Raw genomic sequence first — 23,624 nt, 5'->3', positions numbered from 1 at the left:
GCCCATGGCGATCCGGTTCCAATGGTGTCGCTCCCTGGGCGCCGAGGACTTTCCCATAACGGCCTATGACCAGCTGCGAACCCAGGTGCCCGACGCTACGCCCTTCAACACCCTGGCCTGGTTGCAAGCGGCGGAGTTCGCCCTGCTGCCGGACCAGCAGTTACAGGTGTTGCTGGGCTGGGAGGACCAGGCGCTGTGCCTGTGCCTGCCCCTGGTATCGGGGCGTGAGCGTATCGGCGGGCTGCGGTTCCGGGTGTTGCATCACTTGGGTTATCCATTGGCCGACCGCATCGCCTTGCTGGTGCGCCTGGACGCCGAGGGCATGGGGCAGGCACTGATGCAGATCCGTCAGCACTTGCCCCACGCGCTGCTGCAATTGAATGAGGTGGTCGAGCCGGTCGGTGAGCAAAGCGTCCTCAGTGCCTGGATGGCACTGAGTTCCACCGGAGAACGACGCCTGAGTTGCCGGGTGCCGGTGCATTTGATCAGCGACAGCGACCATCAGGAAATCTCTGGCGACCCACGCTACAAATTGCGCCGCGCACGCAAGCGAATCGCCGCCTGTGGCGCCGAGATCCGCCGGGTGAAACCGGACGCCATCAGCATGGGGCAGTTGTTGCGCAACCTAGCCGAGGTCGAGGCGGCCAGTTGGAAAGGCGAGGAAGGCGTCGGCATCTTCGCCGACCCCAGGCGCCGACAATGGATGAACCACGCCTTCACCGCCCTCGCCGCCCAAGGCCTGGTGCGGGTGGTGATGCTGGAGCTGAACGGCGAATGCATCAGCTATCGCCTCGGTTTGCTGGATCAGGGACGGCTGTATGACTACAACCTGGCGTTCCTGCCGCAGCATGCCGACCTGGGCAGCGGCCGGGTCTTGCTCGAAGAGTGGATTCGCTGGGGGCTGGACGAGAACTGGCACTGGATCGACGCATCACGGGTCAGCCTGGAGAACTCCAGCCATCAGCTACACGAACGCATGACTGGCCAACTGGAACACTGGCGCTGGAGTTTTTACTCCTGGCAGCCCGGTGGCTTGCTCCTGGGGTTTGCCTTGCGGCTATGGAAAAGCTTGAAGCCATGGTTCGGCAAACGCCGGAGCAAACCGACCGCGACGACGGCATCGTCCCCCCCAAAGAACCAGGAGAAGACGGATGCCGCACCAAGTGATCGTCAACGCTGACGACTTCGGCCTCAGCCTCAGCGAAAACACGCTGATCCTGCGGGCCTTCGAGACCGGCGTGATCAGTTCTGCCACGGCCATGGCCAACATGCCGGGTTTCGATCAGGCGTGTGAAATGGCCCGGCAACCGCTGCTCAACGGCCACGTTGGCCTGCATTTCAACCTCAGCTACGGCCCGCCGCTGGGCCAGGCGATCACCTCGCGACCGGTTTTTTGCGACGCCAATGGCCAGTTCGACCTGAACCTGTCGCGTTATTGCCTGCGCCTGGGTTCAAAGGATCTGGCGGCGGTGGAAGATGAACTGCAGGCGCAATGGCAACACTGCCTGGACCACGGCCTGCGACCCAGCCATCTCGATTCCCATCAACATGTGCACAACATCTGGCCCATCGGCGAACTGGTTGCCCGCTTCGCCGCCAGGCAAGGCGTGCCCATGCGCCTGGCGCGCAACCTGGGGGCGAACTTGAACCCGCCCAAGCGCCTATTCAAAACCCTGTTCAACAGGCGCATTCGCAGCCTGTGCGGTGCGACAGCGGACTACGTCTGTACCCCAGCCGACCTGGACTACGCCGCGCCACCGGCCTATGGCTCGCTTGAGGTCATCGTGCATCCGATGCAACTGGACGGGGATTTTGGCGATGCCAGCCTGGGGCCAGGCGAGTCGTTGACCCACGTACTGCACAAGCGCCTGGCGGGCGTGCCCAAGGTCGCGTACGGCCGGACCGCGCAGGTATTGACGCTGGTTGAGTACGGGGATGTGCACTGACAGACGCGCGGTGCATACCTGTGGCGGGGGCGCTTGCTCCCTCGCCACGGCCGTCCGAAATCCCTGCGCCGCTTTCGGAGAATCTGCTACAAGGCATCTTCAGTTTCGAGTAGCGAATTACGTCGATGCCTTTACCTTTATTCTCTCGCCTTCGGCGGCGCTGGCTGGCCTTCCTTGTCATGAGCGCATTGGTGGTCGGCCTGCCGGTGGGCTGTGGGGTATTGCAGCACAAGGAACGCGAGCTGGTCTTTCGCATCGAGCCGGGGACAGCGAGCTGGTTCAGCGGGCTTCCCAGCGGTGTGCAGGAATTCGATCTCAAGCCCAAGAGCTTCAAGGCCGGGGAAAATATCCACGCCTGGTGGTGGCCGGCCGAACGCAAGAATGCACCGGCGATCCTGTACTTGCACGGCGTGCGTTGGAATTTGACCGGCCAGTTGTTTCGTATCCAGCAACTGAGGGCGCTGGGCTATTCGGTGTTGGCGATCGATTACCGGGGTTTTGGCAAAAGCCATGGGGATCTGCCGTCGGAAGCCAGCGTCTATGAAGATGCACGCATCGCTTGGGAACGCCTCAAGGTCCTGCAACCGGACCCGGCCCTGCGGCTGATCTACGGTCATTCACTGGGCGGTGCCGTCGCAGTGGACCTTGCTGCGCAGTTGGGTCAGGAGGCCGCGAACAATGGTGCTGCCCAGGTCCGAGGCCTGGTCATCGAATCCACCTTCACCTCCCTGGGCGATGTCGCCACCGCGATGGCGAATACCTCCCTGCCGGTGCGCTGGTTGCTGTCACAGAAATTCGACTCCATCGACAAAATCGGCGAGATCAACATGCCGCTGCTGGTGGTCCATGGCGCTGCCGATCGTTACGTCCCGCCCCGGTTCAGCGAGCAACTGTTCAACGCCGCCCGGGAGCCCAAGCGCCTGCTGCTGGTGCCGGGGGCAACGCATAACAACAGCATGAGCCTGGCGGGCCAGACTTACCGACAAGCGCTGGACACGTTGATGAAAAACAAGCCATCGCCCATGGCCGAACACCCCCAGGTAAGCTCGGCCAAGGCCGGCTAACGCACAGGTCCCCGGCTGACACCCAACACCTTCATTGACTGTCACACCGCTATCGCGAGCAAGCTTTGCTCCCACAGATCTCCCCCACACAGTTCTTTGATTGTTTACAAGATCAGTGTTCACCGCCGATCCCTGTGGGAGCCGAGCTTGCTCGCGATAGCGGTGGGTCTGCTTGCATCAATGTTGAATGTGCCACCGCCTTCGCGAGCAAGCTCGCTCCCACAGGGGATTTGTGGCGTATGTGAGGTCTGTGAACGACCCGGAAAAACTGTGGGAGCGAGCCTGCTCGCGATAGCGGTGCAAGCGCACGCAAAAAAAACGGCACCTTTCGGTGCCGTTCGTTTTCACGCTTGGGGCTTTACTTGCGTGCCGCTTCCCATGATTTCAACAACTCGGTGTAGCTCACGGTTTCGCCTTTAGGCTTCTCGTTCGCCAGTTTCGGCTTCGGTGCGCCCGGTTGGTCGAACCAGTATTGCGCATCGCGCTCAGGGTTCATCTTAGGTGCGCAGGTGGCTTGGGCCTTGGAGCGCTCCAGACGCGTCATGATCGCGTCCTGGTCCTTGGCCAAGCCATCGAGGGCCTGCTGCGGGGTCTTCTCGCCACTGGCGGCTTCGGCGATGTGGCTCCACCACAGCTGGGCCAGGCGCGGGTAGTCCGGCACGTTGGTCCCGGTCGGGGTCCATTGCACGCGGGCCGGGCTGCGGTAGAACTCCACCAGGCCACCGAGTTTCGGCGCCAGGTCGGTCAGGGCCTGGGAGTTGATGTCCGACTCACGAATTGGCGTCAGGCCAACGATGGTCTTCTTCAGCGACACAGTCTTGGACGTCACGAACTGCGCGTAGAGCCAGGCGGCGAGTTTCTGTTTCTCCGGCGTGGACTTCATGAATGTCCAGGAACCCACGTCCTGATACCCCAGCTTCATGCCCTCTTCCCAGTACGGACCACGCGGCGACGGCGCCATGCGCCATTTCGGCGTGCCATCGGCGTTCATCACCGGCAGGCCTGGCTTGGTCATGTCGGCGGTGAAAGCGGTGTACCAGAAGATCTGCTGGGCGATGGCGCCCTGGGACGGTACCGGGCCGGATTCGGAGAAGGTCATGCCCGCCGCTTCCGGTGGCGCGTACTTCTTCATCCAGTCCACGTATTTGGTGGTGGCGAACACCGCCGCCGGCCCGTTGGTATCGCCGCCGCGGGTCACGCTGGAGCCGACCGGATGGCAGTCTTCGACGCGAATGCCCCACTCGTCCACCGGCAAACCGTTGGGCAGGCCCTTGTCGCCGCCACCGGCCATGGAGAACCAGGCATCGGTGAAACGCCAACCCAGGGAGGGGTCTTTCTTGCCGTAGTCCATGTGGCCGTAGACGCGTTTGCCGTCGATCTCCTTGACGTCTTCGGAGAAGAACTTGGCGATGTCTTCATAGGCCGACCAGTTCACCGGTACGCCCAGCTCGTAGCCGTATTTCTCCTTGAACTTGGCCTTCAGGTCCGCACGCTCGAACCAGTCGGCGCGGAACCAGTACAAGTTGGCGAATTGTTGGTCGGGCAGTTGATAGATCTTGCCGTCCGGCGCGGTGGTGAAGGAGATGCCGATGAAGTCCTTGATGTCCAGGGTCGGCGAGGTGAAATCCTTGCCTTCGTTGGCCATCAGGTCGGTGATCGATTCAGTCTTGCCGTAGCGAAAGTGCGTTCCGATCAGGTCCGAGTCGTTGACCCAGCCGTCATAGATGTTCTTGTCCGACTGCATCTGGGTCTGCAGTTTCTCCACCACGTCGCCTTCCTGGAGCAGGTCGTGGGTTAGCTGAATCCCGGTGATTTCGGTAAAGGCCTTGGCCAGCACCTTGGACTCGTATTCGTGGGTGGCGATGGTTTCCGACACCACGTTGATTTTCATCCCGCGAAACGGCTGGGCGGCCTTGATGAACCACTTGAGTTCTTCGAGCTGCTGCTCGGCTGTCAGGGTCGACGGCTTGAATTCACTGCCGATCCATTTTTTCGCGGCGTCTTCATAGGCGTCGGCCCAGGCCGCAGCACTCAGCCCGCTGAGTGCCAGCATGGCTGCCAATGAAACGCTATGTCGCAGCTTATTGTTTTTATTGAACATAGAGACCTCCTGTTTGGGTTTAAGAGCCTGATCGGCGAACCTTCGCGACTAGCCCCACCGCATCACTGCCAACAGCCACACCAAAGACAACGCGAACGCTATCCAGATGCTCCAGTCGGTAACGCCGATCACCAGCATGTGCAAGTAGGCGCTACCGAGAAGACCGATAAACAACCGATCGCCACGGGTGGTGGCAATCGGCAGGAAACCCCGCCGAGGGATGCTCGGCGAACGCAGTTCCCACGTGGTCATGCCTGCCAGCAGCAAGGCGATGACCCCAAAGAATGCCGCCGTGGGGGCGGTCCAGTTCATCCATTCCATCATCGACTCCTCAGACCCGACCCAGGGCAAAGCCCTTGGCCACGTGGTTGCGAACGAACCAGATCACCAGCATGCCCGGCAGGATGGTCAACACCCCCGCCGCCGCCAGCACACCCCAGTCAATACCGGACGCCGACACGGTACGGGTCATGACCGCCGCGATCGGCTTGGCATTCACCGAAGTGAGCGTGCGTGCCAGCAGCAGTTCGACCCAGGAAAACATGAAGCAGAAAAATGCCGTGACACCGATGCCGGAACCGATCAACGGGATGAAGATCTTGGCGAAGAACTTGGGGAAACTGTAGCCGTCAATGTAGGCAGTCTCGTCAATTTCTTTCGGTACCCCGGACATGAACCCTTCGAGGATCCACACCGCCAGCGGCACGTTGAACAGGCAGTGGGCCAAGGCCACGGCGATGTGGGTGTCGAACAGGCCGATGGACGAATACAGCTGGAAGAACGGCAACAGGAACACCGCCGGTGGGGCCATACGGTTGGTCAGCAGCCAGAAGAACAGGTGCTTGTCCCCCAGGAACCGATAGCGGGAAAACGCATAGGCCGCCGGCAACGCGACACCCAGGGAAATCACCGTGTTCAGGCTCACGTAGTACAGCGAGTTGAGGTAACCGGTGTACCAGCTCGGGTCGGTGAAGATCACCTTGTAGTTGTGGAAGGTGAAATCGTGCGGCCACAGGGTCAAGCCACCAAGGATCTCGGTGTTGCTCTTGAACGACATGTTCAGCAGCCAGTAGATGGGCACCAGCAGGAACAGGATGTAGATCAGCAGCGGAATCAGCTTTCTCTTGCTCATGGTGCGGGCCTCAACGGTTGGCGTCGGAGTGCGTCATGGCGGTATAGAACAGCCACGACACCAACAGAATGATCAGGAAGTACACCAGGGAAAACGCCGCCGCCGGGCCCAGGTCGAATTGGCCGATGGCCATCTGCGTCAGGGTCTGGCTGAGGAACGTGGTGGCGTTGCCCGGCCCGCCGCCGGTGAGTACGAACGGCTCGGTATAGATCATGAAGCTGTCCATGAAGCGCAGCATCACGGCGATCAGCAGCACGCTTTTCATCTTCGGCAACTGGATGTGCCGGAACACTGCCCAGTTCGACGCCCGGTCGATCCGCGCGGCCTGGTAGTACACATCGGGAATCGCCCTCAGCCCCGAATAGCACAACAGCGCCACCAACGAAGTCCAGTGCCAGACATCCATCACCAACACGGTGACCCAGGCGTCCATGGTGTTGGCCGCATAGTTATAGTTGATGCCCAGGCCGTTGAGTGTGGAGCCCAGCAAGCCGATGTCGGCGCGGCCGAAAATCTGCCAGATGGTGCCCACCACGTTCCAGGGAATCAGCAGCGGGATCGCGAGGATGATCAACACCAGGGACGACCATTTGCCCTTGGTCGGCATGGTCAGGGCGATGGCGATGCCCAGGGGAATTTCAATCAGCAACACGCACGCCGAGTAGATGAACTGACGCAGCAGCGAGTCGTGTAGCCGTGGATCGAGCAGTACCTGCCTGTACCAATCGGCGCCGACGAAGTAGCGGCTGGACTGGTCGAAGATGTCCTGCACCGAATAGTTGACCACGGTCATCATCGGGATCACGGCGCTGAAAGCCACCAGCAGGAACACCGGCAACACCAGCCACCAGGCCTTGTTGTTCTGCACCTTGTTCATGGCTGCACCTCACTCAACGGTTCCAGCAGGTATTCATCGGCATAGACCATCAGCCATTGGCCCGGAAAACTGATGTACGCGGTGCCTTCGGGCACTGGCTTGTCTTCGGCCAGGCGGACCTTGATCGGCGCGCCATCGAGGTTGAGGGTCAGGATCTTGTAGGTGCCCAGGTCTTCGACGTGCACCACGTCAGCCCGCATCGCGTCGTCATAGGGGCCGTCCCAGACATGAACGAATTCGGGGCGGATACCAACCTTCAGGGTTTTGCCCTGGGCCTCGGCAACGCGTTGTTGCAGGATTTCGGACAGAGGCAAGTGGGTCGAGCCGAAGCCGACGCCACCGGGCTGCGCCGTGACCTCAATCAGGTTCATCCCCGGGCTGCCGATGAAGTAGCCGACAAAGGTGTGGCTCGGACGTTCGAACAAATCCCGGGGCGTGCCGAACTGCACGATCTGGCCGCCGTACATCACGGCGATCTTGTCGGCGAAAGTCGAGGCTTCCAACTGGTCGTGGGTGACGTAGACCATGGTGATGTTGAACTGCTCGTGGATCTGCTTGAGCTTGCGCCGCAGTTTCCATTTCAGGTGCGGGTCGATCACCGTCAGCGGCTCGTCGAACAGGATCGCCGACACATCGTCGCGCACCAGCCCGCGGCCCATGGAGACTTTCTGTTTTTCGTCGGCGGTGAGGTTGCGGGCCTTTTTGTCCAGCAGGTTCTGCAGGTCCAGGACCTCGGCAATTTCCTGCACCTTGGTGTGGACTCTCGCCTCGGCCATGCCCTGGTTGCGCAGCGGGAATGCCAGGTTGTCGAACACCGTCATGGTGTCGTACACCACCGGGAACTGGAACACCTGGGCGATGTTGCGGCGCTCCGGGGTCAGGTCATTGACGACTTTGCTGTCGAACATCACCTGCCCTTCGGAGGGGCTGAGCAAGCCGGAGATGATGTTGAGCAATGTGGACTTGCCACAGCCCGAAGGTCCGAGCAGCGCATAGGCGCCACCCTGCTCCCAGATGTGATTCATCTCGCGAATCGCGTAGTCCTCGGGGCCCGCCGGGGTGCTGGTGTAGCTGTGGGCGAGGTTCTGCAAACGAATTTCGGCCATCAGGCAACCCTCGCGATACGCTGCCCCGGGGCTTGGACCAGCTTGCCCTGGGCATCGAAGACAAACAGTTTATGGGTCGGAATGTAGATGCGGATCGGCGCGTCCACGTCGTACTCATGCACCCCTGGCAAGTGCAGCACCAGCAGGAAATGTTCGTTGCGCACATGCAGGAACGTCTCCGAGCCGCTGATCTCGGCCACCTCGACAGTCACCGCCAGTTCGAGGTCGTCGTCGTTGCTCGGCACCAGGGAAATATGGCTGGGGCGCACGCCGAAACGGAACTCACCCTCGCCCACCGGGCGCAGATCGACGTTCAGCGGGAAGTGCACGAAATTGGCGAAGCTCACCTCGTTACCGACGATGCGCCCTGGCATGAGGTTGATCGGAGGTTCGGAGAACAATTCGGCGGCCAGCACGGTTTGCGGCTGGTGATACACCGATGAGGATTTTCCGCTCTGGATCACCCGGCCCTCATGCAGGATCGTGGTGGTGCCGCCCAGGGCCAGCGCCTCGTTGGGCTCGGTGGTGGCGTAGACGGCGATGGTGTGGCGGGCCTGGAACAATTCGCGCATTTCCTGGCGAAGCTCTTCACGCAGCTTGTAGTCCAGGTTCACCAGCGGCTCGTCGAACAGAATCAGCTCCGCGTCCTTGACCAAGGCCCGGGCCATGGCGGTGCGCTGCTGCTGACCGCCGGACAATTCCAGTGGATGGCGCTTGAGAAACTTCTCGATCCGCAACATTTTTGCGGTTTCCAGGACTTTGCCCTGGATGACTTCCTCGGACACACCGGCCTGGCGCAACGGCGAGGCGATGTTTTCGAAAACGGTCATGGTCGGGTAGTTGATGAACTGCTGGTAAACCATCGACACGTTACGCAACCGCACCGGGCGATTGGTGACGTCGACGCCGTTCATCAGGATGCGGCCGCTGTCGGGCTTGTCCAGACCGGCCATCAGGCGCATGAGGCTGGTCTTGCCGGACAGCGTGCGACCCAACAGGACGTTGAAGGATCCGGGTTCGAAACTCAGATTGGCATCGTCGATCCAGGTCTGGCCTTCGACGGTGCGACAGATGTGCTCAAGCTTTAATGACATGGCTCGGCCTTTTTATTATTGGAGTCAAGCGACCCGAGCTAGAAAGCGAAAGCCGTGCCAGAAATCACAAGCCTTTGATCAGATTGATATTTCCATTGATCCGCTGAAAAAATACGTTCGTTGATGAACACAAGTGAACAGCCATGAATGAACAACTGAACAACGCGCGGGTTGACAATGAACAATTTTGAACAACACTGAAAGAACGTTTTCGGCTAGCCTGGCCATGCCCTTTGTGGGAGCGAGCTTGCTCGCGATAGCGGTGTGTCAGTCACATCAATGCTGCTGATCCACCGCTATCGCGAGCAAGCTCGCTCCCACAAGGGTTTGTGTATGAAGTGGTATTCAGGCCTGCCCCAGCACAAGGAGTCTGTGCGAGACTTGCCACAACAATAAAAACAGCTCCTGCGAGAGTGCCCCATGGCCGCACCTGCCCCAGCCTTGTCCCACGAGGCCATCATCCAGGCCTCCTGGTCCCGTTGCCGCGCCTTCGGCCTGAACCATCAAAGCGTGCCGGCCTTCGACCAGTTGCCCGCCCAAGGCATCGCCCAATTGCTGGAGAGCCAGCATTCGCTGGTGCAGACCACCCACCAGGAAGTCCTGCCGTATTACGAGAACATCCTGAGCAACTCCAACTGCCTGATCATGCTGGCCGACAACCAGGGCCAAGTGCTGACCTCCTGGGGTACCCAGCGTTTCATCGAGCCGAAACTGGCCCATGGCTTCAGCGCCGGGGCCAGCTGGATGGAGCGCTGCACCGGCACCAACGCCATCGGCACCGCGCTGGCCTGCGAACAGGCGGTGCACATCGAACACGATGAACACTTCCTCAAGGCCAATCGCTTCATGACCGGCTCCGCCGCGCCGATCTTCGATGCCGAGCGCAAGGTCATCGCCGTGCTGGACGTCTCCAGCGACAGCTACCTGCCGCCGTCCCACACCCTGGGCATGGTCAAGATGATGAGCCAGACCGTAGAGAACCGGCTGATCCTCAACCTGTTTCGCGGTGAACACTTCCAACTGACCTTCAACACCGGCCTGAACAACCTCGACAGCCAATGGGCCGGGCTGCTGATCTTCGATGAGAGCGGCCAGGTCCTGTCCGCCAACCGCCGGGCCGACAACCTGCTGGGCCTGAGCCTGTCGCGGGTCAGCATAGAAAGCCTGTTCAAGGTCTCGCTGCTGGAACTGCTGAACCAGCCCGACGGCCTGCCGTTCGCCCTGCAAGCGTCCGGCAGCAATCGCTTCCAGTGTTTGCTCAGGCGCCCGAGCCAGGTGTCGATCAAGGCTCGCGTGTTCACCGAAACAGCACCTGCGCCGGCCCCCGCCAGCAACGCTATCAGCCTCAACTCCCTGCACTTCGGTGACAGCCGCGTGGAGAAAGCCGTGCGCCAGGCCGAGCGCTTGCTGGAGAAGGACATTCCGCTGCTGATCCATGGCGAGACCGGCGTCGGCAAGGAAGTCTTCGTCAAAGCCCTGCACCAGGCCAGTTCGCGTTGCAAGCAGCCGTTTATTGCGGTCAACTGCGCAGCGATCCCCGCCGAGTTGGTGGAATCGGAATTGTTCGGTTATGAAAAAGGCGCCTTCACCGGTGCCAACCAGAAAGGCAGCATCGGCCTGATCCGCAAGGCCGACCGCGGCACGTTGTTCCTCGACGAGATCGGCGACATGCCCCTGCCGACCCAGGCCCGGCTGCTGCGGGTCTTGCAGGAACGTTGCGTGCAGCCAGTGGGCAGCGCCGAGCTGTTCCCGGTGGACATCCGAATCATCTCCGCCACCAACCGCTCGCTGCGTGAACAGGTGCAACTGGGGCGGTTTCGCGAAGACTTGTACTACCGCATCGGCGGCCTGACCCTGGAACTGCCGCCCCTGCGCGAGCGCAGCGACAAGCAGGCCCTGTTCAAACGCCTCTGGGAACACCATCGCGAACCGACCCAATGGGCCGGCCTGAGCCGCGAGGTGTTGGATCTGTTCGATCGCCACCCCTGGCCGGGCAACCTGCGGCAGGTCAGCAGCGTGCTGCAAGTGGCCCTGGCGATGGCAGAGGAACAGCCGATCCGCCCGGAACACCTGCCCGACGATTTCTTTGTCGACCTTGAAATGGAACCGGTGGAAACGCCTGAGCCGCTGACGGTGGACCTCAACGATGCCGAGGACCTGAACCGTCAGTTGCAGGCCGTGGGCGGGAATATTTCACACCTGGCGCGACGGCTGGGGGTCAGCCGCAATACCTTGTACAAACGGCTGCGGCAACTTGAAAGCTGATACGAAAGCTGTGGGGGTGGGCTTGCTCGCGATGGCTGGACTTGCTCTTGTTGATTGAGTACATATCCGTTGCTGCGGTAACGGCTGCTTAGGGTTCCGCCCTGACGGCGGCTCACTTTTGAGAAGCGCAAAAGTAAGCAAAACGCTTCTGCCCCACCACTCGGCACCTCGCCTAGGCTCGGTGTGCCCTCACTCCGGCATTGCTCCGTGGGCCCGCCGCGAAGGGCCATCCATGGCCCAGCGCGGCTATCCCGGCATCCATGCCGGGATGCCCACTACGCAATACCTGCGTTCAGCCATCGTGGTTAACGGGGCGCCGAGATCAACGTCCACCGCGAGGCGGCCTAGTAGCCGACCTGGTTCTCCCGGTCGTACCGCCATCAGACTTGTTTGAGCAGGACCTGTGGGAGCAAAGCTTGCTCGCGAGGCGGCCTGACAGCCGACCTGGTTCTCCCAGTCGTACTCCGATCCAGTTGTGGGAGCGAGCCTGCTCGCGAAGGCGGCGGCACAGCCAACAGCATCGCAAGCTGACCCACCGCTTTCGCGAGCAAGCTCGCTCCCACAGGTGTGTTGCTTAACTGATTGGCACCACTCCGACTTAGTCGAACGCGCCATTGAGCACTTCATAGATGATGCCAGTGGCGATCGCCACCAAGATCAGGTCCGTGCCGACTTGTTGCCACTCATAACCGTCATAGTGCGGTAACCGTCCCAGCAGTCGCCCATCAAGTTTCTTGGCGATACCGGGTGGCAACGGCTTGCCCCGTGCAAGATTTTTCTGGATGCCTGGCGGCAGCGCCGGGCCGGGGCTCCAGTAATCGCGATAACCACCAATCACACCGAGGATGCCGCCGCGGTCGAGGCTCGGGCCGTTATGCCAATCGCCGCCACCACCGCCTTGGTTTCCCTTGCCACCCTGGTTGCCCTTGTTACCGGGATTTCCTTGACCACCCTTGTTGCCCTGCCCGCCTTTGCCTCCCTGCCCTTGACCGGGACCTTGATCGAATTGAGCGTTACCCTTGCCGTTGCCCGGGTCCGCGACAACAATGCCAGGGCCAGCCGCCAGGGCGAAACAGGTCACTGCAGCAATCAACGAGCGCGATTTGAACATGGCAGTTCTCTCAAAAAAGGGATGACCCCTGTAAAGATATAGAGACTAACGGTGATATTAGTTCCATATCACGCTGCGCGTCGTTGCCAGGACCGGATAACACCTGAACACAGCAATCAAGGAGTTTCATGCGCAAGGATTACCTGGCTTTTTTCGTCTCGATGTTCCTTTCCCGGTTGGCCGACCAGATTTTGCTGTTCATCGTCCCGCTGATTGTTTTCCAGACCACCAACAGCGTCGCCTGGGCAGGCCTGGCCTTCTTCGTCGAATCCTTGCCACGCTATCTGGCGTTCCCCATCTGTGGCGCGCTGTGCGACAAGTTCTCGCCGATTCGCATCCTGCACATCAGCCAGGTCTATCGCGCCGTGGCCTGCGGGGTGGCGGTCGTGCTTTATGGCGTCTTCGGCGGGATCTATTGGATCGTCGCGCTCTCGGCCCTGTGCGGCGTGCTGACCACCCAGGGCATCATGGCCCGCGAAGTGGTGATGCCGTACATCTTCAAGCACTACACCTACACCAAGACCCTGTCCTACTCGCAAATCGCCGACCAGACCGGCTTGGTGCTGGGCCCGCTGATCGCTGCGCTGCTGCTTGAGGTGTGGGCGTGGCACTGGGTGGTGCTGGCGATTGCCGGGCTGTTCCTGCTCGCGGACCTGGCGATGCTGTATTGGCAGCGCATCAGTTCGGTCACCCTGGAAACCTTCGAGCAACATCACGACCTCTGGCTGAACCCGCTGCGCATTGCCTTCAGCCACATTCGCAAGCTGGCGGAACTGAAAAAGATCATCAGCCTGGCGGTGGGCGTCAACCTGATCATCGGCGTTACCCTCGCCACCTCAGCGGCCATGGTCATCGGCCATTACGGCGCCGGCAAGGATGACTACGCAGGCTTGCAGGCAGCCGGTGCCGTGACCACCATCCTCATCCTGTTCCTCCTCGCCCGGGTGGCCTTGCCCTTGAAACTACTGGGCGCCCTCTCCTACACACTGATTGCCGTCGGCGCCTTCATCACCGCGTTCAGCCCGAACACAGGGGGCTACGTCGTCGGTTTCTTGCTGATTGTCGGCTTCGACAAAATGTTCAACGTCTACTTCCGCACCCTCCGCCAACAAGTCATTCCGCCCCAGGACTTCGGCAAGACCGTCGGCGTCATCACGCTGCTCAACAACCTGTCGCAACCGCTCGCAGGCCTGCTGGTCGCGGTGCTGGCCGCGCCGGTTGGAACGCAGCAGGTGATTGTGCTGCTGGCGGTTGCCACCAGCCTGATCGGAGCCGGGGTGGTTGTGGTACACAGGCATTCGACACACCGGTCAAGCGTCTACAGCGCCGAGACCGACTGACCCTGCCGGGGAGCGGTTTGTATTATCAGTGACTTATTGTTGAGGCATGGTTGCAACGTTGCCGGCGTCAATGCACGCCTGCCCCGCCATTCGTCACCTGTCGAGGGACGGGGCCAACAAGCGGCCACGTCTGGCTCAGGGTTTGCACTGGCCTGTCTCAGCAGCCAAGAACGACGTAATTCTGACGCGGCGGCAAATTAATCAATGCTTGGTCAGCAAACGGAGATGTACCGTGTCAACTCTCAACGAAATCGCAGCGAATCACGCGAGAATGGCAAAGTTAAAGGAAGAAGAGTCGATGCGGCTGAGTGCGCTTCAGGGTCAGGTGGTGGGGAGTTTTGAAATTCCACCCATCGAGGCGCCACAGGAGATGTCGCTGCACTTTATGGCGGGGGTACAGGATCACTCGTTTGGGGAGGCGACCCTAAGCTTTTGAACTGGGTGTTGATGGGGTTTCGTCGCTCGCTTGTTCGCGAGCGACTCGACCTTTCAGAACTGCCTGGCTAAAGCCGCTGCAAGTATGCCGGCCGCAATTGCCGGCAACGGTTTTTTCAGTGTCAGCATGACGATTGCCGTGGTCAGCAAAGCCAGGCGTGCGCCGTTGTCACCTTTAACCGCCAGCGGAGCCAGCACCGCCACCAGCACCGAGCCCGACATGGCGGTGATGAACTGCTGCACCCGATAGTTGATCGGCACGAACGACATCACGAAAACACCGCCCCAGCGAGTCGCCAGTGTCACGACGGCCATGATCAATATGACGATCAACGTGCCGTAACCCGCCGTTTCGATATTCATTGTTTTTTCTCCATCCACAGCGCGCCCAGGATGCCCCCCGCCAAAGCGCCGACCACGACATGACTGTTCGCCGGCAAGTACCAGTAGGCCAACAGCGATGAGCAGGCCGCCACGGTCGAGATGATGAACATGCGCAGGTTTTTCTTCCCGCCCACGACCATCGCCAACAAGAAACAGCCCATGACCATATCGAGCCCGAAACTGACCGGGTTCTCAATGGCGCTGCCAAAATGAAGCCCCAGCCAACTGCCCAGGATCCACGCGACCCAGAGCGCAATGCCGCCGCCGAATAAAAGCCCGAGCCCCGGCTTGCCACGACTGAACGCCTGCATCGCCATAGCCCAGTTCGCGTCCGAAACAACCAACATGACACCGTAGCGTTTGGCAACGGGCAGCTCCCGCAGCCACGGGTAAAGCGTCGCGCCCATCAACAAGTGCCGGGCGTTGATGGCGAAGACGGTGATCATCAGCGGAACGACCGGCACTTGCTGCCCCCACAGATCCAGTGCGGCAAATTGAGAAGCGCCGGCAAAAACCAGCGTGCTCATGAGCACGGCAGACGTATCACTCAAGCCCGTTTGCGCAGCCGCCAGGCCGAAAGCAACGCCGAACACAACGACGAAAAGAGAGATGGGGATCAGCTGTTTGAAACCGTCGTAGATGTGATTCAACGTCAGCGCGTGCAGGTGGGGTTCAACATTCGACAAAACTTGGCCTCTTCTGGGTATCTGCGGTGCAAAAACCGAGAGTATGGGGCGCAATCTCCGTGTAGAAAACTTTTTGCCGGGTCAAAGGGCAACTCAACCCGCCGAGATCAGGTCATAGGACAGCTTGCTGATGAGGATCACCAGCAGCACCAGGAACAGCCCGCGGACAAAGGGAACTCCCTTGCGCACCGCCAGCCAGGTGCCGGTCAGCGCGCCGAGGATATTGAACAGCGCCATCGGCAGCGCTACCAAGTAGAGCACGTTGCCGCTCGGGATAAAGAACAGCAGCGCCGCGACATTGGTGGCGATATTCACCAGCTTGGCCGACGCCGAGGCGTGCAGGAAGTCGAAGGCGAAGCAGCGAATGAACAGGAAGATCAGGAAGCTGCCGGTGCCCGGTCCGAACAAACCGTCGTAGAAACCGATGGCGCCACCGACCAGTACCGCCAGCAGCTTCTCCTTGGTGCCGATGCGCATGGGCTTGTGCAGGCTGCCGAAGTCCTTTTTCCAGAAGGTGTAGATCGCCATCAGCATGATTAGCACCAATACCGCCGGGCGCATCAGTGCCTGCGGCACGATCGATACCGTCGCCGCGCCAGCGAAGGCCATGACAAAGGCCGCGCCGGCGGCAGGAACCACCAGGCTCCAGTCGATCACCACCTTGCGCACGAACGAGCGCGCAGCAAAGGCCGTGCCGCAGGCCGCCGCGACCTTGTTGGTGCCGAGCAGTGCGGCGGGCTGGGCGCTGGGCAGCACATTGAACAGTGCCGGGATCTGAATCAGGCCGCCGCCGCCGACGGCCGCATCGATCAGGCCGGCGGCGAAGGCGAAGACACATAGCAGGATGATATCGAACATTGAATCAGGCTCTGGCGATAAAGGGGTGGGTGGTCGACAGGGGGACTTTTGGCACCAGCCATTCGTGGGTCGCTTCGCCCGCAAGGGCGGTTGCTTTTCTGAGCGTTTCATCCAGCGTCGACATATCCATCGCTCCTGTTTAGCTACGTCCTTGTGGTGAGAGCGGGAAGGCTAACGGAAGGGGCTTTTTTGTGTTGCAATGTCATATTGTGAAAAGTGCAATGAGGTGGCCGATGGCACTGGATATGTTGGCTGATCTTGAAGCCTTTTCGACGGTGGCCCGCAAGCGCAGCTTTGTCGTCGCAGCCCGGAGCCTGGGGCGCTCCCCCAGCTCGCTGACCCGCGCCATTCAAGGGCTGGAAGAACGCAGCGGGGTCAAGCTGTTCAATCGCTCGGCCAACGCCGTGACGCTGACCGAGGCTGGCGAGCGGCTACTGCCCCACGCCTACAGAATGCTAGATCTGCAACGTGAGGCGGACGAGGACCTGGCCGGGCTCAGCGGCCTGGCCACCGGCTGGATCCGCTTTTCCGCACCGCAATCCTTGGCCCACACGGTGGTCCCCGGGTTGATCGCCCAGTACAGCCAGCGTTATCCCGATGTCAGCGTGGATGTGATATTCACCGATGCGGCGGTCGATCCGGTCAAGGGCAAGCTGGACTTTTCGATTCGCGGCGCCTTTCCACAATCCAGCGACCTGATCGGCTACCCGCTGTGGAGCTATTCGCGCTACCTCTACGCCAGCCCTGGCTACCTGGAGCGATGCGGGCTGCCGGCGTCCATCGAGGCGCTGGAACAGCACGCATTGATCCTGCACACGGCGCCGCGGATTCTCAAGGAATGGAATTTTCGTGGGCCGGGCCAGGCCGGCAGCTTTCGCGTGCACCCCAAGTTTCGCTTCAGTTCCGGCGCGGCGGTGTTCCAGGCTGCGCTGGCCGGTGCCGGGATTGCCCGCCTGGCCGACTGGCTGGCGGAGCCGGAAGTGGCGGCAGGACGCCTGGCGCGAGTGCTCCCCGAGTACAAGCTGACCTCCAGCACGGGTGAAGACCCGCGCATGCATGCGGTCTATCCCGCCGGCAACCTGCCGTTGCGGGTCAAGAACCTGCTGGACATGATCCGTGTCTACGGTGACAGCGTCAGCCGCCCCTGAAGGTCGGCCGGCGCCCCCATTGAAAAAATAGAGTGAAGCACGTCACAGACCAGACGACCGCTCCAGCGGCCAGCGCGGAATGTTCCACACCAACGGCCATAAAGCGGCAAAATAGACACCTCAGGCGACTCATTCGAGCCCTTCGTCAAAGATCAAAGCAATCAATGCGCTAGAAACAGAGCACAGGATTTCTTGGAAGAAAGAAAAATTACTTATGGAAAGCAGGAGCGTTAAACATGAGCACAACTGAACAAGTACAAAGCACGGGTAAATACAGCGCCAAGTGGCAGGAACGCTTTGATTTCTTTGAAACCTATGGCGCGCCAAACGACCCGCGCTACAAGGAAGCCGTCAAGACGCTGCCTGGCGCCAAGAAGAAAATCCTCATCAACGCCAACGTGATTGCGTTTTTCTTCGGCCCTATCTACCTGTTCGTCCTGGGCCTCTGGAAGAAGAACCTCGCCCTGCTGGGTATTTTCCTGGCGATCAATATCGCATTGAGCGTGATTTTCGCAATCATCGGCATGGAGTTTCCCCGGCCGTTGAGTACAGGCCTGAGCATCGCCCTGTCGATGATGTACGCACTCATGGCCAACTACGCCTACTACCTCAAGGAAGTGAAAGGCGAGCAAGGCTGGAACCCGTTCAAAGGCATGCGTCTCTGATTGCAGGCCTGGGTCATCAAGAGCCCGCACCTCATCATGAGTGTGCGGGCTTGTTGTTTCTGGGGCTGGAAAGAGCGTCAACCCTCCGGTCATGCGGCTTTCATTCGCTTCAGGCAGCGTCACAACAGACGTTCAACCACCCGGGGTTCACCAGGCTCACAAAGGTTGGGAAGCGGCACTACCATCGGCAACGACGACCTTGACGTCAGTCACAGCCCGATAGCGCCAGACCTTTATCAAGGCGCTGTCTCCAGGCGTCATGCGACCGATGATGGCCGTGACCTCGGAAGGACTGTTCACAGCCGCGCCAGCGATCTCCAAAATGATATCCCCCGCCAAGAGCCCCATTTTTTCGGTATCGGTGCCTGGTTCCGGACCAAACACCAGCACCCCTTTCTCGGAAGGCAAACCGAAGCTTTTTACAACGGTAGGTGTGACCGAGCCCAGATGCGCCCCAAGATGTCCAGCCGCAACGGGTATGGGAGCGGCAATGCTTTTGGCAGGTATCGGGGCTGGCGCGACCGTCGCAGTAGGAACAGGATTGGCGGCGACGCTTGGCTGAGTTGCGCTGCTACGGGAGCAGTCTCGCTGAGCGACCACTTGATGAATCACTTGCCTGATTTTTTCCGTCCGCGGCGTCGGATACTGGTCATAGCTTTTTTGAGTAATCAATAACGTATCGCAATCCATGGCCTCGTAGGTTGCCGGAGACTCGGTAGTGCGATGATATTCAGCATACTTCGCCTTTTCTTCTTCCCCCATGGGAACAAAGATACAGCCCACAAGCAACGGGGATGCTGCCGCCATTAGCGAAACGAGTCTGAGTGACATAGCCATCCCTGATGTTGGAGTTTTTGAGTTGTGGGGGTGAACGCTACTGTTTTGCCATGCGTCTGTCCAATCCTTCATCGTGCTCTTGGGCAAGAGGATCAGACCACCGATAAATTCCGTGGCGACTTGCGCCGACACCTTCCCAAACCCAGCCAAGTGTTAAGTAGGCGGTACATATCTGTCAGCATTTTAAACACTCGCGCCAATAACTCCTTAACCCCCTTGAAAAGAATGGCAGCGTACAGAAGCCCGACTACTCTGAGCCTTAGCAACATCCAAAAAAATATGCAAGGGAGCAGCAGATGAAAACACTACCATTGATAATGGCTGCATTACTTTTAAGTGGCTGCAATGCAAACTGGAATAGCATCTATAGAACCCATGACTTCCAGCTTCCTCAAATAGCCAAAGAAAGGCAAAAGTCCGTATTTATAGATATTAACCAGAGAGCAATTATAAGCGGCAACGACACCATTTGTGCAGAACCGAGCCCTGATGCAATGCAAGCCTATGCCGCTCAACTCGCTGCCTCCGGCACTCTGAGCGATAGAGCCAAGGCAGAATTGGCAGCCGCGGTACAAACTTCGGCAGCCTACATTGGCGTCAGATCAAAGAACATTCAGCTCTTCAGAGATGAGTTTTATCGACTCTGCGAAGCTCGCATGAACGACACGCTTGATGATGCACAATATAATTTTTTCCTGGCAAGACTCCAGCGCTACTCGGTGGCATTAGCAGCCGTGGAAGAACTGAACCAGGGAGCAATTGCTCCGGCTGTGTATCTATCGTCCTCCGGCAACGCATCAGTCGCAGGGTTAGCAGTCCAGCGGCAAGAGTTGACCGCCGTTCAGAGTGAGCTGGCGGCTGCAAAAAAAGCGGCAACCGATACACCTTCTGACGCAGCCAAAGCGAAGGTAGCTGAATTAACCGGAAAAGAAGCAGAGCTCAAGAAAGCTATCGATGAGAACAGAAACAATTCAGTCAGTGGTAAAACGTCAGGGGAAATTGGAACACCAGTAAAGGGTACGTCCCAAATAACGGCAGACGCCACTCAAAAAATCATTACAGCCGTGCTGACTACCAATGATCTCCCCTACATGTGTCTGGAACGCTTGAATGAATATGCCAAACGAAACATGAACCTTGACGAAAGTGACTCATGGTCTCAACTTCCTGACGGACGTATCATTTCCAAAGGCGGACGTCCGCTGAATGAAGCCGACAGGGTCATCGTTTCATATTGCAAATCCATACTTCAAGCAGCTGGGTCTAATGCGCAATTCTGAATGCTTGAGAAAAAGGGATGGATTATGTAAGAACATCGGGGGCTCTGGTCCGCCCCCGCTGTTCCTTAGTTGCTTTTTGACTCACCTATAACGACAGATCAGTTCTGTCCAGTCATAGCCTTGGCCGCCTTCTCCAGATTAGCAGCCTGGCGCCCGACGTCTTCAAAGCACTTATCCTGCTCCGCCATCTGGAGTTTCAGGCAGCTGAATGCGTTTTGCTGCACCTGTTGGTTAGCGGAGTAGAATTTGTAGCAGAATCCCGCTACTGCGATTAAAACGATTACGTACAACAGCTTACCCATGACAGCTCCTTTTTTTGAGGGCATCAAAATACCCCATGCGCCGACCAAAATGAAGGCAAAAGAGTGGCCACCCTCAAAACGGGAAAAAGCGACAGCGAACAGTGCATCAAGATGCGCCCAAGCTTCTGAGCAACTGATTCAAGGTGTGTTGACGTTAGACACCGAGTGTCTGATCGGCCTGCGCCGAAAGCGGCACATCAAATACTCGATCAAACCCCCATTGAAAAACCAGCGCGTAAAAAAAGAAAAACACGAACAACCCCAGGTTGGTCACCAGCGCCAGCCACAGGCTGATGCCCAACCATGCGCCAATCACTGGAGTGAGGATCAACGTCAAGCCGCCTTCAAATCCCAGGGAGTGAAGCAGCCGTCGCTGCCAGTTGCGATGGCGGCTGCGCTGGCGACGTTCCCACCACTCGAACAGGCCATTGAAAAGCATGTTCCAAGCCAGCGCGACGGCAGAAATCACCAGCGAAAGCAGAGTTGAATAGCCCATCCCTTGGTCGTAGGTCAGCGCGAGCGCCGGAGCCACGAACAGCACGCCACCGGCTTCGTAAAGGATGGCCTGAAGGATTTTACGGGGCGTGCCTTGCATCGCTGGGCTCCTGGAGTGAGGTGGGAGACCACAGCCTGGCAAGTTGAGCACCCGCGCACAATTGAGCTAAATTGAGCCACGCTCAACCTGAGTAACCTACCCGCCCATGTTCGCCAAACTGCCCCTCACCGCCTTGCGCGGCTTCGAGTCCGCTGCACGGCTGGGCAGCTTCAAGGCAGCGGCCCAGGAATTGAACGTCAGCCCGGCGGCGATCTCCCATCAGGTCAAAAGCCTTGAAGCCTTCCTTGGCGTGCGGCTGTTCGAACGCTCCAGCCAAAGCGTACGCCTGAGCGCCGACGGCGAGCGCCTTCAGCCTTTCATGCACCGTGCCCTGCTTGATATCCAACATGGCCTGCAGGTGCTGTCGCCACCTTGTACTGCCCAGTCCTTGGTGGTGAGCACGACGCCGGCATTCGCCAGCCTGTGGCTGATACCGCGGCTCGGGGATTTTCATCGGTTGTACCCGGAGATCGACGTCAGGCTGCATACCAGCAACGACGTGGTCGACCTGCAGCGTGACGCCAGCATCGACCTGGCGATACGCGCCCTGTTCAGGCCGGACCCACAGCTGTTCGAACAGCCCCTGTTGGATGAGCACTTTGGTGTTTATTGCCGCCCCGGCTGGCAACCGCCCGCGGCGGGCTCACCCGTCGAACTGATCGACGTGCCATGGCTGAGCAGTGCGAAAGTGGCGGTCGACTGGCCTGCATGGTGCGCCAAGGCCGGCACCCTGGGCTGGCTGGAGAACGCGCGTTTTCGGCGTTATGACGAGGAACAACACGCCCTGCAGGCGGCGATCGCCGGGCACGGGCTGGTGCTCGCCAGCAATGTGCTGGTTGCTGAGGCTGTTGCGCGTGGGGAGCTGGTTGAATATCGCCCTGAAGTTCGCTTGGCGGGTGCGCGGTATACGCTGGTGTGCGTGCCGGGGCGGGAGCGGCAGGTGGCGGTGCGGGGGTTTAGTGAGTGGTTGTTGGGGCGGAGTATTGGTTGAATGAGTTCTGCCTACGTCCCGACGAATCGGGACGCTTGCAGCCTAGGGTACGTTGTTAGCTAGTGGTTTACACTCTGCGAGTTTCTACCCACGCTTCCCAGCCCCCAAAACCCCTACGGCTGTAGAAAAAAATACTTGTAAGGTGGCACAACGATAAAACCTTTTCTTTTGCTAGCTCTCAAATTGCTCCCGATCATATCATGCATATCCACTAGCACACGCGCCGAACTACCATAGTTTGAATGCCCAAGAAGATCATCAACACCTCCCGCACGAGTTATATCAACAGAGTCAATTCTGGGAAAGAAAAATCCTTCAGAGCCACTAAAGCCAAGCATTCCTCGATCAGCAAGATAGGTGCTAGAGGAAACCTTGAGCGCCTTATCCTCCGACGACATATAGATTGTCGCGCGGCCAAACTTACTAAACGCAGCCTTATATTTTAGAACAAACGTCTCCCTGGGAAAGTCAGGTGCAGCCAGTATGATATTACCCAGTTTCTTATCAAATTGTTTTGGATGAGTGGAATAGAGTCTAGCCAGTGCAGGAATGACTACTTTTGACCCCATGCTATGAGCCAGGACATGAACTCTCTTTCCCTGCGTAGAGGCCACCAGCTTTAACATGAATTTTTCGAAGTCATCAACGGAGTCCAACGCCCTACCAAAATCGCGATTGTACTTTAACGGATCCCCAATAGAAGGCCAGCTGAACACCACCGGTTGCAAATCAGGATTAATATCATAAGAAACTTGAGCTGCACGCTTCACAGCGTCTTCAAATTTCACATTAAAGCCATGTACAAAAAGCAATACATCACCATTTTTAAAACCTTTCGCTGACTTGAACTGCTTAAAGAAGTCAGCTTCAGTCAACGTTAACGACCTGTCATTAAGCAAGGTGATAATTGGATCGTCCTGCTCATCCACGACCCCAAACTTCATCAACATCTTAAATGCAGGGCTATGTGAATCTTTAAAGCTTCCTACATCCCGTTTAAAAGGAATCAGAACGGTCTCCTGACCATAAGACAGGGGGTCACCGGACACATTCAACTCAGGTAACAGACTGCCATCCGGCGCTTTTCTTCTATTTGTTGCATAGCTGACCTTCACTGGCGCAAAAACTTCAGTCCTGTATTCCGGGGTGGGATAAGGTAACTGCTCAGGACTGGAAGTTGGAGCCGGATACGAAACTGAAGATGCACACCCGGCAAAAAATACGCTGAATGATAGAAGCCAGATACCACCCAACAAAGAAAACTTCATTATTTTTCCATCCTTTGATTTTATTTAACGCAAGCACCAAAACAGAAAGCAATCCACATTTTTTCTTGTAAAAAGACCGTCCACCTCAAACCTCATAAAAACAAATAGCATCAATTTGCCACTAGTCAAGGGGTTTGGC

General features: G+C 58.7%; 24 protein-coding genes. 10 read left to right on the top strand and 14 right to left on the bottom strand.

Annotation, left to right across the window (positions count from 1 at the left end; genetic code table 11):
- Positions 1-4 precede the first annotated feature (4 nt).
- From Q7F16_RS12850 to Q7F16_RS12840, 3 genes are all read left to right on the top strand, one after another.
- Entirely contained in the window at positions 5-1,180 is a 1,176-nt protein-coding gene (locus Q7F16_RS12850; RefSeq protein ID WP_046063502.1) for a GNAT family N-acetyltransferase, read from the top strand.
- The gene (locus Q7F16_RS12845; protein WP_046063501.1) at positions 1,152-1,946 is read left to right on the top strand and encodes a ChbG/HpnK family deacetylase; all 795 of its coding nucleotides are present in this window, start codon (positions 1,152-1,154) and stop codon (positions 1,944-1,946) included. Before Q7F16_RS12850 ends, Q7F16_RS12845 begins: the two co-directional genes overlap by 29 nt.
- Before the next feature lie 125 nt (positions 1,947-2,071).
- Entirely contained in the window at positions 2,072-3,010 is a 939-nt protein-coding gene (locus Q7F16_RS12840) for an alpha/beta hydrolase (RefSeq protein ID WP_046063500.1), read from the top strand.
- Positions 3,011-3,368: 358 nt separating this feature from the next.
- Here the strand turns inward: Q7F16_RS12840 and Q7F16_RS12835 are convergent, their stop codons facing one another.
- Genes Q7F16_RS12835 through Q7F16_RS12810 form a run of 6 tightly spaced genes read right to left on the bottom strand, consistent with a single transcriptional unit; the run spans position 3,369 to position 9,320 of the window.
- Entirely contained in the window at positions 3,369-5,111 is a 1,743-nt protein-coding gene (locus Q7F16_RS12835; protein WP_018608208.1) for an ABC transporter substrate-binding protein, read from the bottom strand.
- Positions 5,112-5,159: 48 nt separating this feature from the next.
- On the bottom strand, positions 5,160-5,432 hold the full coding sequence (locus tag Q7F16_RS12830) for a DUF2160 domain-containing protein (protein WP_014337491.1): 273 nt from the start codon (positions 5,430-5,432) through the stop codon (positions 5,160-5,162).
- Between the two features lie 10 nt (positions 5,433-5,442).
- A complete protein-coding gene (locus Q7F16_RS12825) occupies positions 5,443-6,243 on the bottom strand; it encodes a carbohydrate ABC transporter permease (protein ID WP_014337490.1) in 801 nt (266 codons plus the stop codon).
- 10 nt (positions 6,244-6,253) lie between these two features.
- Positions 6,254-7,120 (bottom strand): carbohydrate ABC transporter permease, encoded by an 867-nt coding sequence (locus tag Q7F16_RS12820; protein ID WP_014337489.1) that lies wholly within the window; start codon positions 7,118-7,120, stop codon positions 6,254-6,256.
- Positions 7,117-8,226 (bottom strand): ABC transporter ATP-binding protein, encoded by a 1,110-nt coding sequence (locus Q7F16_RS12815; protein ID WP_409556222.1) that lies wholly within the window; start codon positions 8,224-8,226, stop codon positions 7,117-7,119. The genes Q7F16_RS12820 and Q7F16_RS12815 overlap by 4 nt, the downstream gene beginning before the upstream one ends.
- The gene (locus Q7F16_RS12810) at positions 8,226-9,320 is read right to left on the bottom strand and encodes an ABC transporter ATP-binding protein (protein WP_046063498.1); all 1,095 of its coding nucleotides are present in this window, start codon (positions 9,318-9,320) and stop codon (positions 8,226-8,228) included. The genes Q7F16_RS12815 and Q7F16_RS12810 overlap by 1 nt, the downstream gene beginning before the upstream one ends.
- A 420-nt stretch (positions 9,321-9,740) precedes the next feature.
- Between Q7F16_RS12810 and Q7F16_RS12805 the strand changes: the two genes are divergently transcribed.
- Complete coding sequence (locus Q7F16_RS12805; RefSeq protein WP_046063497.1) at positions 9,741-11,585, top strand: sigma-54-dependent Fis family transcriptional regulator; 1,845 nt, start codon at positions 9,741-9,743, stop codon at positions 11,583-11,585.
- Positions 11,586-12,183: 598 nt separating this feature from the next.
- Here the strand turns inward: Q7F16_RS12805 and Q7F16_RS12800 are convergent.
- Positions 12,184-12,696: an anti-virulence regulator CigR family protein gene (locus Q7F16_RS12800; protein ID WP_014337485.1), complete on the bottom strand. Its 513-nt coding sequence runs from the start codon at positions 12,694-12,696 to the stop codon at positions 12,184-12,186.
- Positions 12,697-12,824: 128 nt separating this feature from the next.
- Between Q7F16_RS12800 and Q7F16_RS12795 the strand changes: the two genes are divergently transcribed.
- Together Q7F16_RS12795 and Q7F16_RS12790 are read left to right on the top strand one after the other, a co-directional pair.
- On the top strand, positions 12,825-14,036 hold the full coding sequence (locus Q7F16_RS12795; protein ID WP_409556221.1) for an MFS transporter: 1,212 nt from the start codon (positions 12,825-12,827) through the stop codon (positions 14,034-14,036).
- A 232-nt stretch (positions 14,037-14,268) separates the two neighbouring features.
- Positions 14,269-14,472: a hypothetical protein gene (locus tag Q7F16_RS12790; RefSeq protein WP_079304509.1), complete on the top strand. Its 204-nt coding sequence runs from the start codon at positions 14,269-14,271 to the stop codon at positions 14,470-14,472.
- A gap of 53 nt (positions 14,473-14,525) precedes the next feature.
- On the opposite strand, the gene Q7F16_RS12785 is transcribed toward Q7F16_RS12790, so the two are convergent.
- The 3 genes from Q7F16_RS12785 to Q7F16_RS12775 form a co-directional block, all read right to left on the bottom strand.
- Entirely contained in the window at positions 14,526-14,834 is a 309-nt protein-coding gene (locus Q7F16_RS12785) for an AzlD family protein (RefSeq protein ID WP_046063494.1), read from the bottom strand.
- On the bottom strand, positions 14,831-15,541 hold the full coding sequence (locus Q7F16_RS12780) for an AzlC family ABC transporter permease (RefSeq protein ID WP_409556220.1): 711 nt from the start codon (positions 15,539-15,541) through the stop codon (positions 14,831-14,833). Before Q7F16_RS12780 ends, Q7F16_RS12785 begins: the two co-directional genes overlap by 4 nt.
- Before the next feature lie 93 nt (positions 15,542-15,634).
- A complete protein-coding gene (locus Q7F16_RS12775; protein WP_046063492.1) occupies positions 15,635-16,399 on the bottom strand; it encodes a sulfite exporter TauE/SafE family protein in 765 nt (254 codons plus the stop codon).
- 233 nt (positions 16,400-16,632) lie between these two features.
- Between Q7F16_RS12775 and Q7F16_RS12770 the strand changes: the two genes are divergently transcribed.
- Together Q7F16_RS12770 and Q7F16_RS12765 are read left to right on the top strand one after the other, a co-directional pair.
- Complete coding sequence (locus tag Q7F16_RS12770; protein ID WP_409556219.1) at positions 16,633-17,547, top strand: LysR family transcriptional regulator; 915 nt, start codon at positions 16,633-16,635, stop codon at positions 17,545-17,547.
- Between the two features lie 236 nt (positions 17,548-17,783).
- Positions 17,784-18,212, top strand: a complete 429-nt coding sequence (locus Q7F16_RS12765; protein WP_046063490.1) for a DUF2628 domain-containing protein — start codon at positions 17,784-17,786, stop codon at positions 18,210-18,212.
- Between the two features lie 156 nt (positions 18,213-18,368).
- On the opposite strand, the gene Q7F16_RS12760 is transcribed toward Q7F16_RS12765, so the two are convergent.
- The gene (locus Q7F16_RS12760; RefSeq protein ID WP_225919105.1) at positions 18,369-19,181 is read right to left on the bottom strand and encodes a PDZ domain-containing protein; all 813 of its coding nucleotides are present in this window, start codon (positions 19,179-19,181) and stop codon (positions 18,369-18,371) included.
- 164 nt (positions 19,182-19,345) lie between these two features.
- Between Q7F16_RS12760 and Q7F16_RS12755 the strand changes: the two genes are divergently transcribed.
- On the top strand, positions 19,346-20,329 hold the full coding sequence (locus Q7F16_RS12755; RefSeq protein WP_079304514.1) for a hypothetical protein: 984 nt from the start codon (positions 19,346-19,348) through the stop codon (positions 20,327-20,329).
- 98 nt (positions 20,330-20,427) lie between these two features.
- Here the strand turns inward: Q7F16_RS12755 and Q7F16_RS12750 are convergent, their stop codons facing one another.
- Both Q7F16_RS12750 and Q7F16_RS12745 read right to left on the bottom strand, forming a co-directional pair.
- Positions 20,428-20,631, bottom strand: a complete 204-nt coding sequence (locus tag Q7F16_RS12750; protein ID WP_027912990.1) for a hypothetical protein — start codon at positions 20,629-20,631, stop codon at positions 20,428-20,430.
- Positions 20,632-20,785: 154 nt separating this feature from the next.
- Positions 20,786-21,226, bottom strand: a complete 441-nt coding sequence (locus tag Q7F16_RS12745) for a PACE efflux transporter (protein ID WP_409556218.1) — start codon at positions 21,224-21,226, stop codon at positions 20,786-20,788.
- Positions 21,227-21,332: 106 nt separating this feature from the next.
- Between Q7F16_RS12745 and Q7F16_RS12740 the strand changes: the two genes are divergently transcribed.
- The gene (locus tag Q7F16_RS12740; protein WP_409556217.1) at positions 21,333-22,217 is read left to right on the top strand and encodes a LysR substrate-binding domain-containing protein; all 885 of its coding nucleotides are present in this window, start codon (positions 21,333-21,335) and stop codon (positions 22,215-22,217) included.
- Between the two features lie 113 nt (positions 22,218-22,330).
- Here the strand turns inward: Q7F16_RS12740 and Q7F16_RS12735 are convergent, their stop codons facing one another.
- Complete coding sequence (locus Q7F16_RS12735; protein ID WP_409556216.1) at positions 22,331-23,485, bottom strand: alpha/beta hydrolase; 1,155 nt, start codon at positions 23,483-23,485, stop codon at positions 22,331-22,333.
- Positions 23,486-23,624: the final 139 nt, after the last annotated feature.

The sequence above is a fragment of the Pseudomonas sp. Lb2C2 genome (assembly GCF_052112205.1).
Taxonomy (GTDB): domain Bacteria; phylum Pseudomonadota; class Gammaproteobacteria; order Pseudomonadales; family Pseudomonadaceae; genus Aquipseudomonas; species Aquipseudomonas kilonensis.
This window is presented reverse-complemented; position numbering and strand designations above follow the sequence as displayed.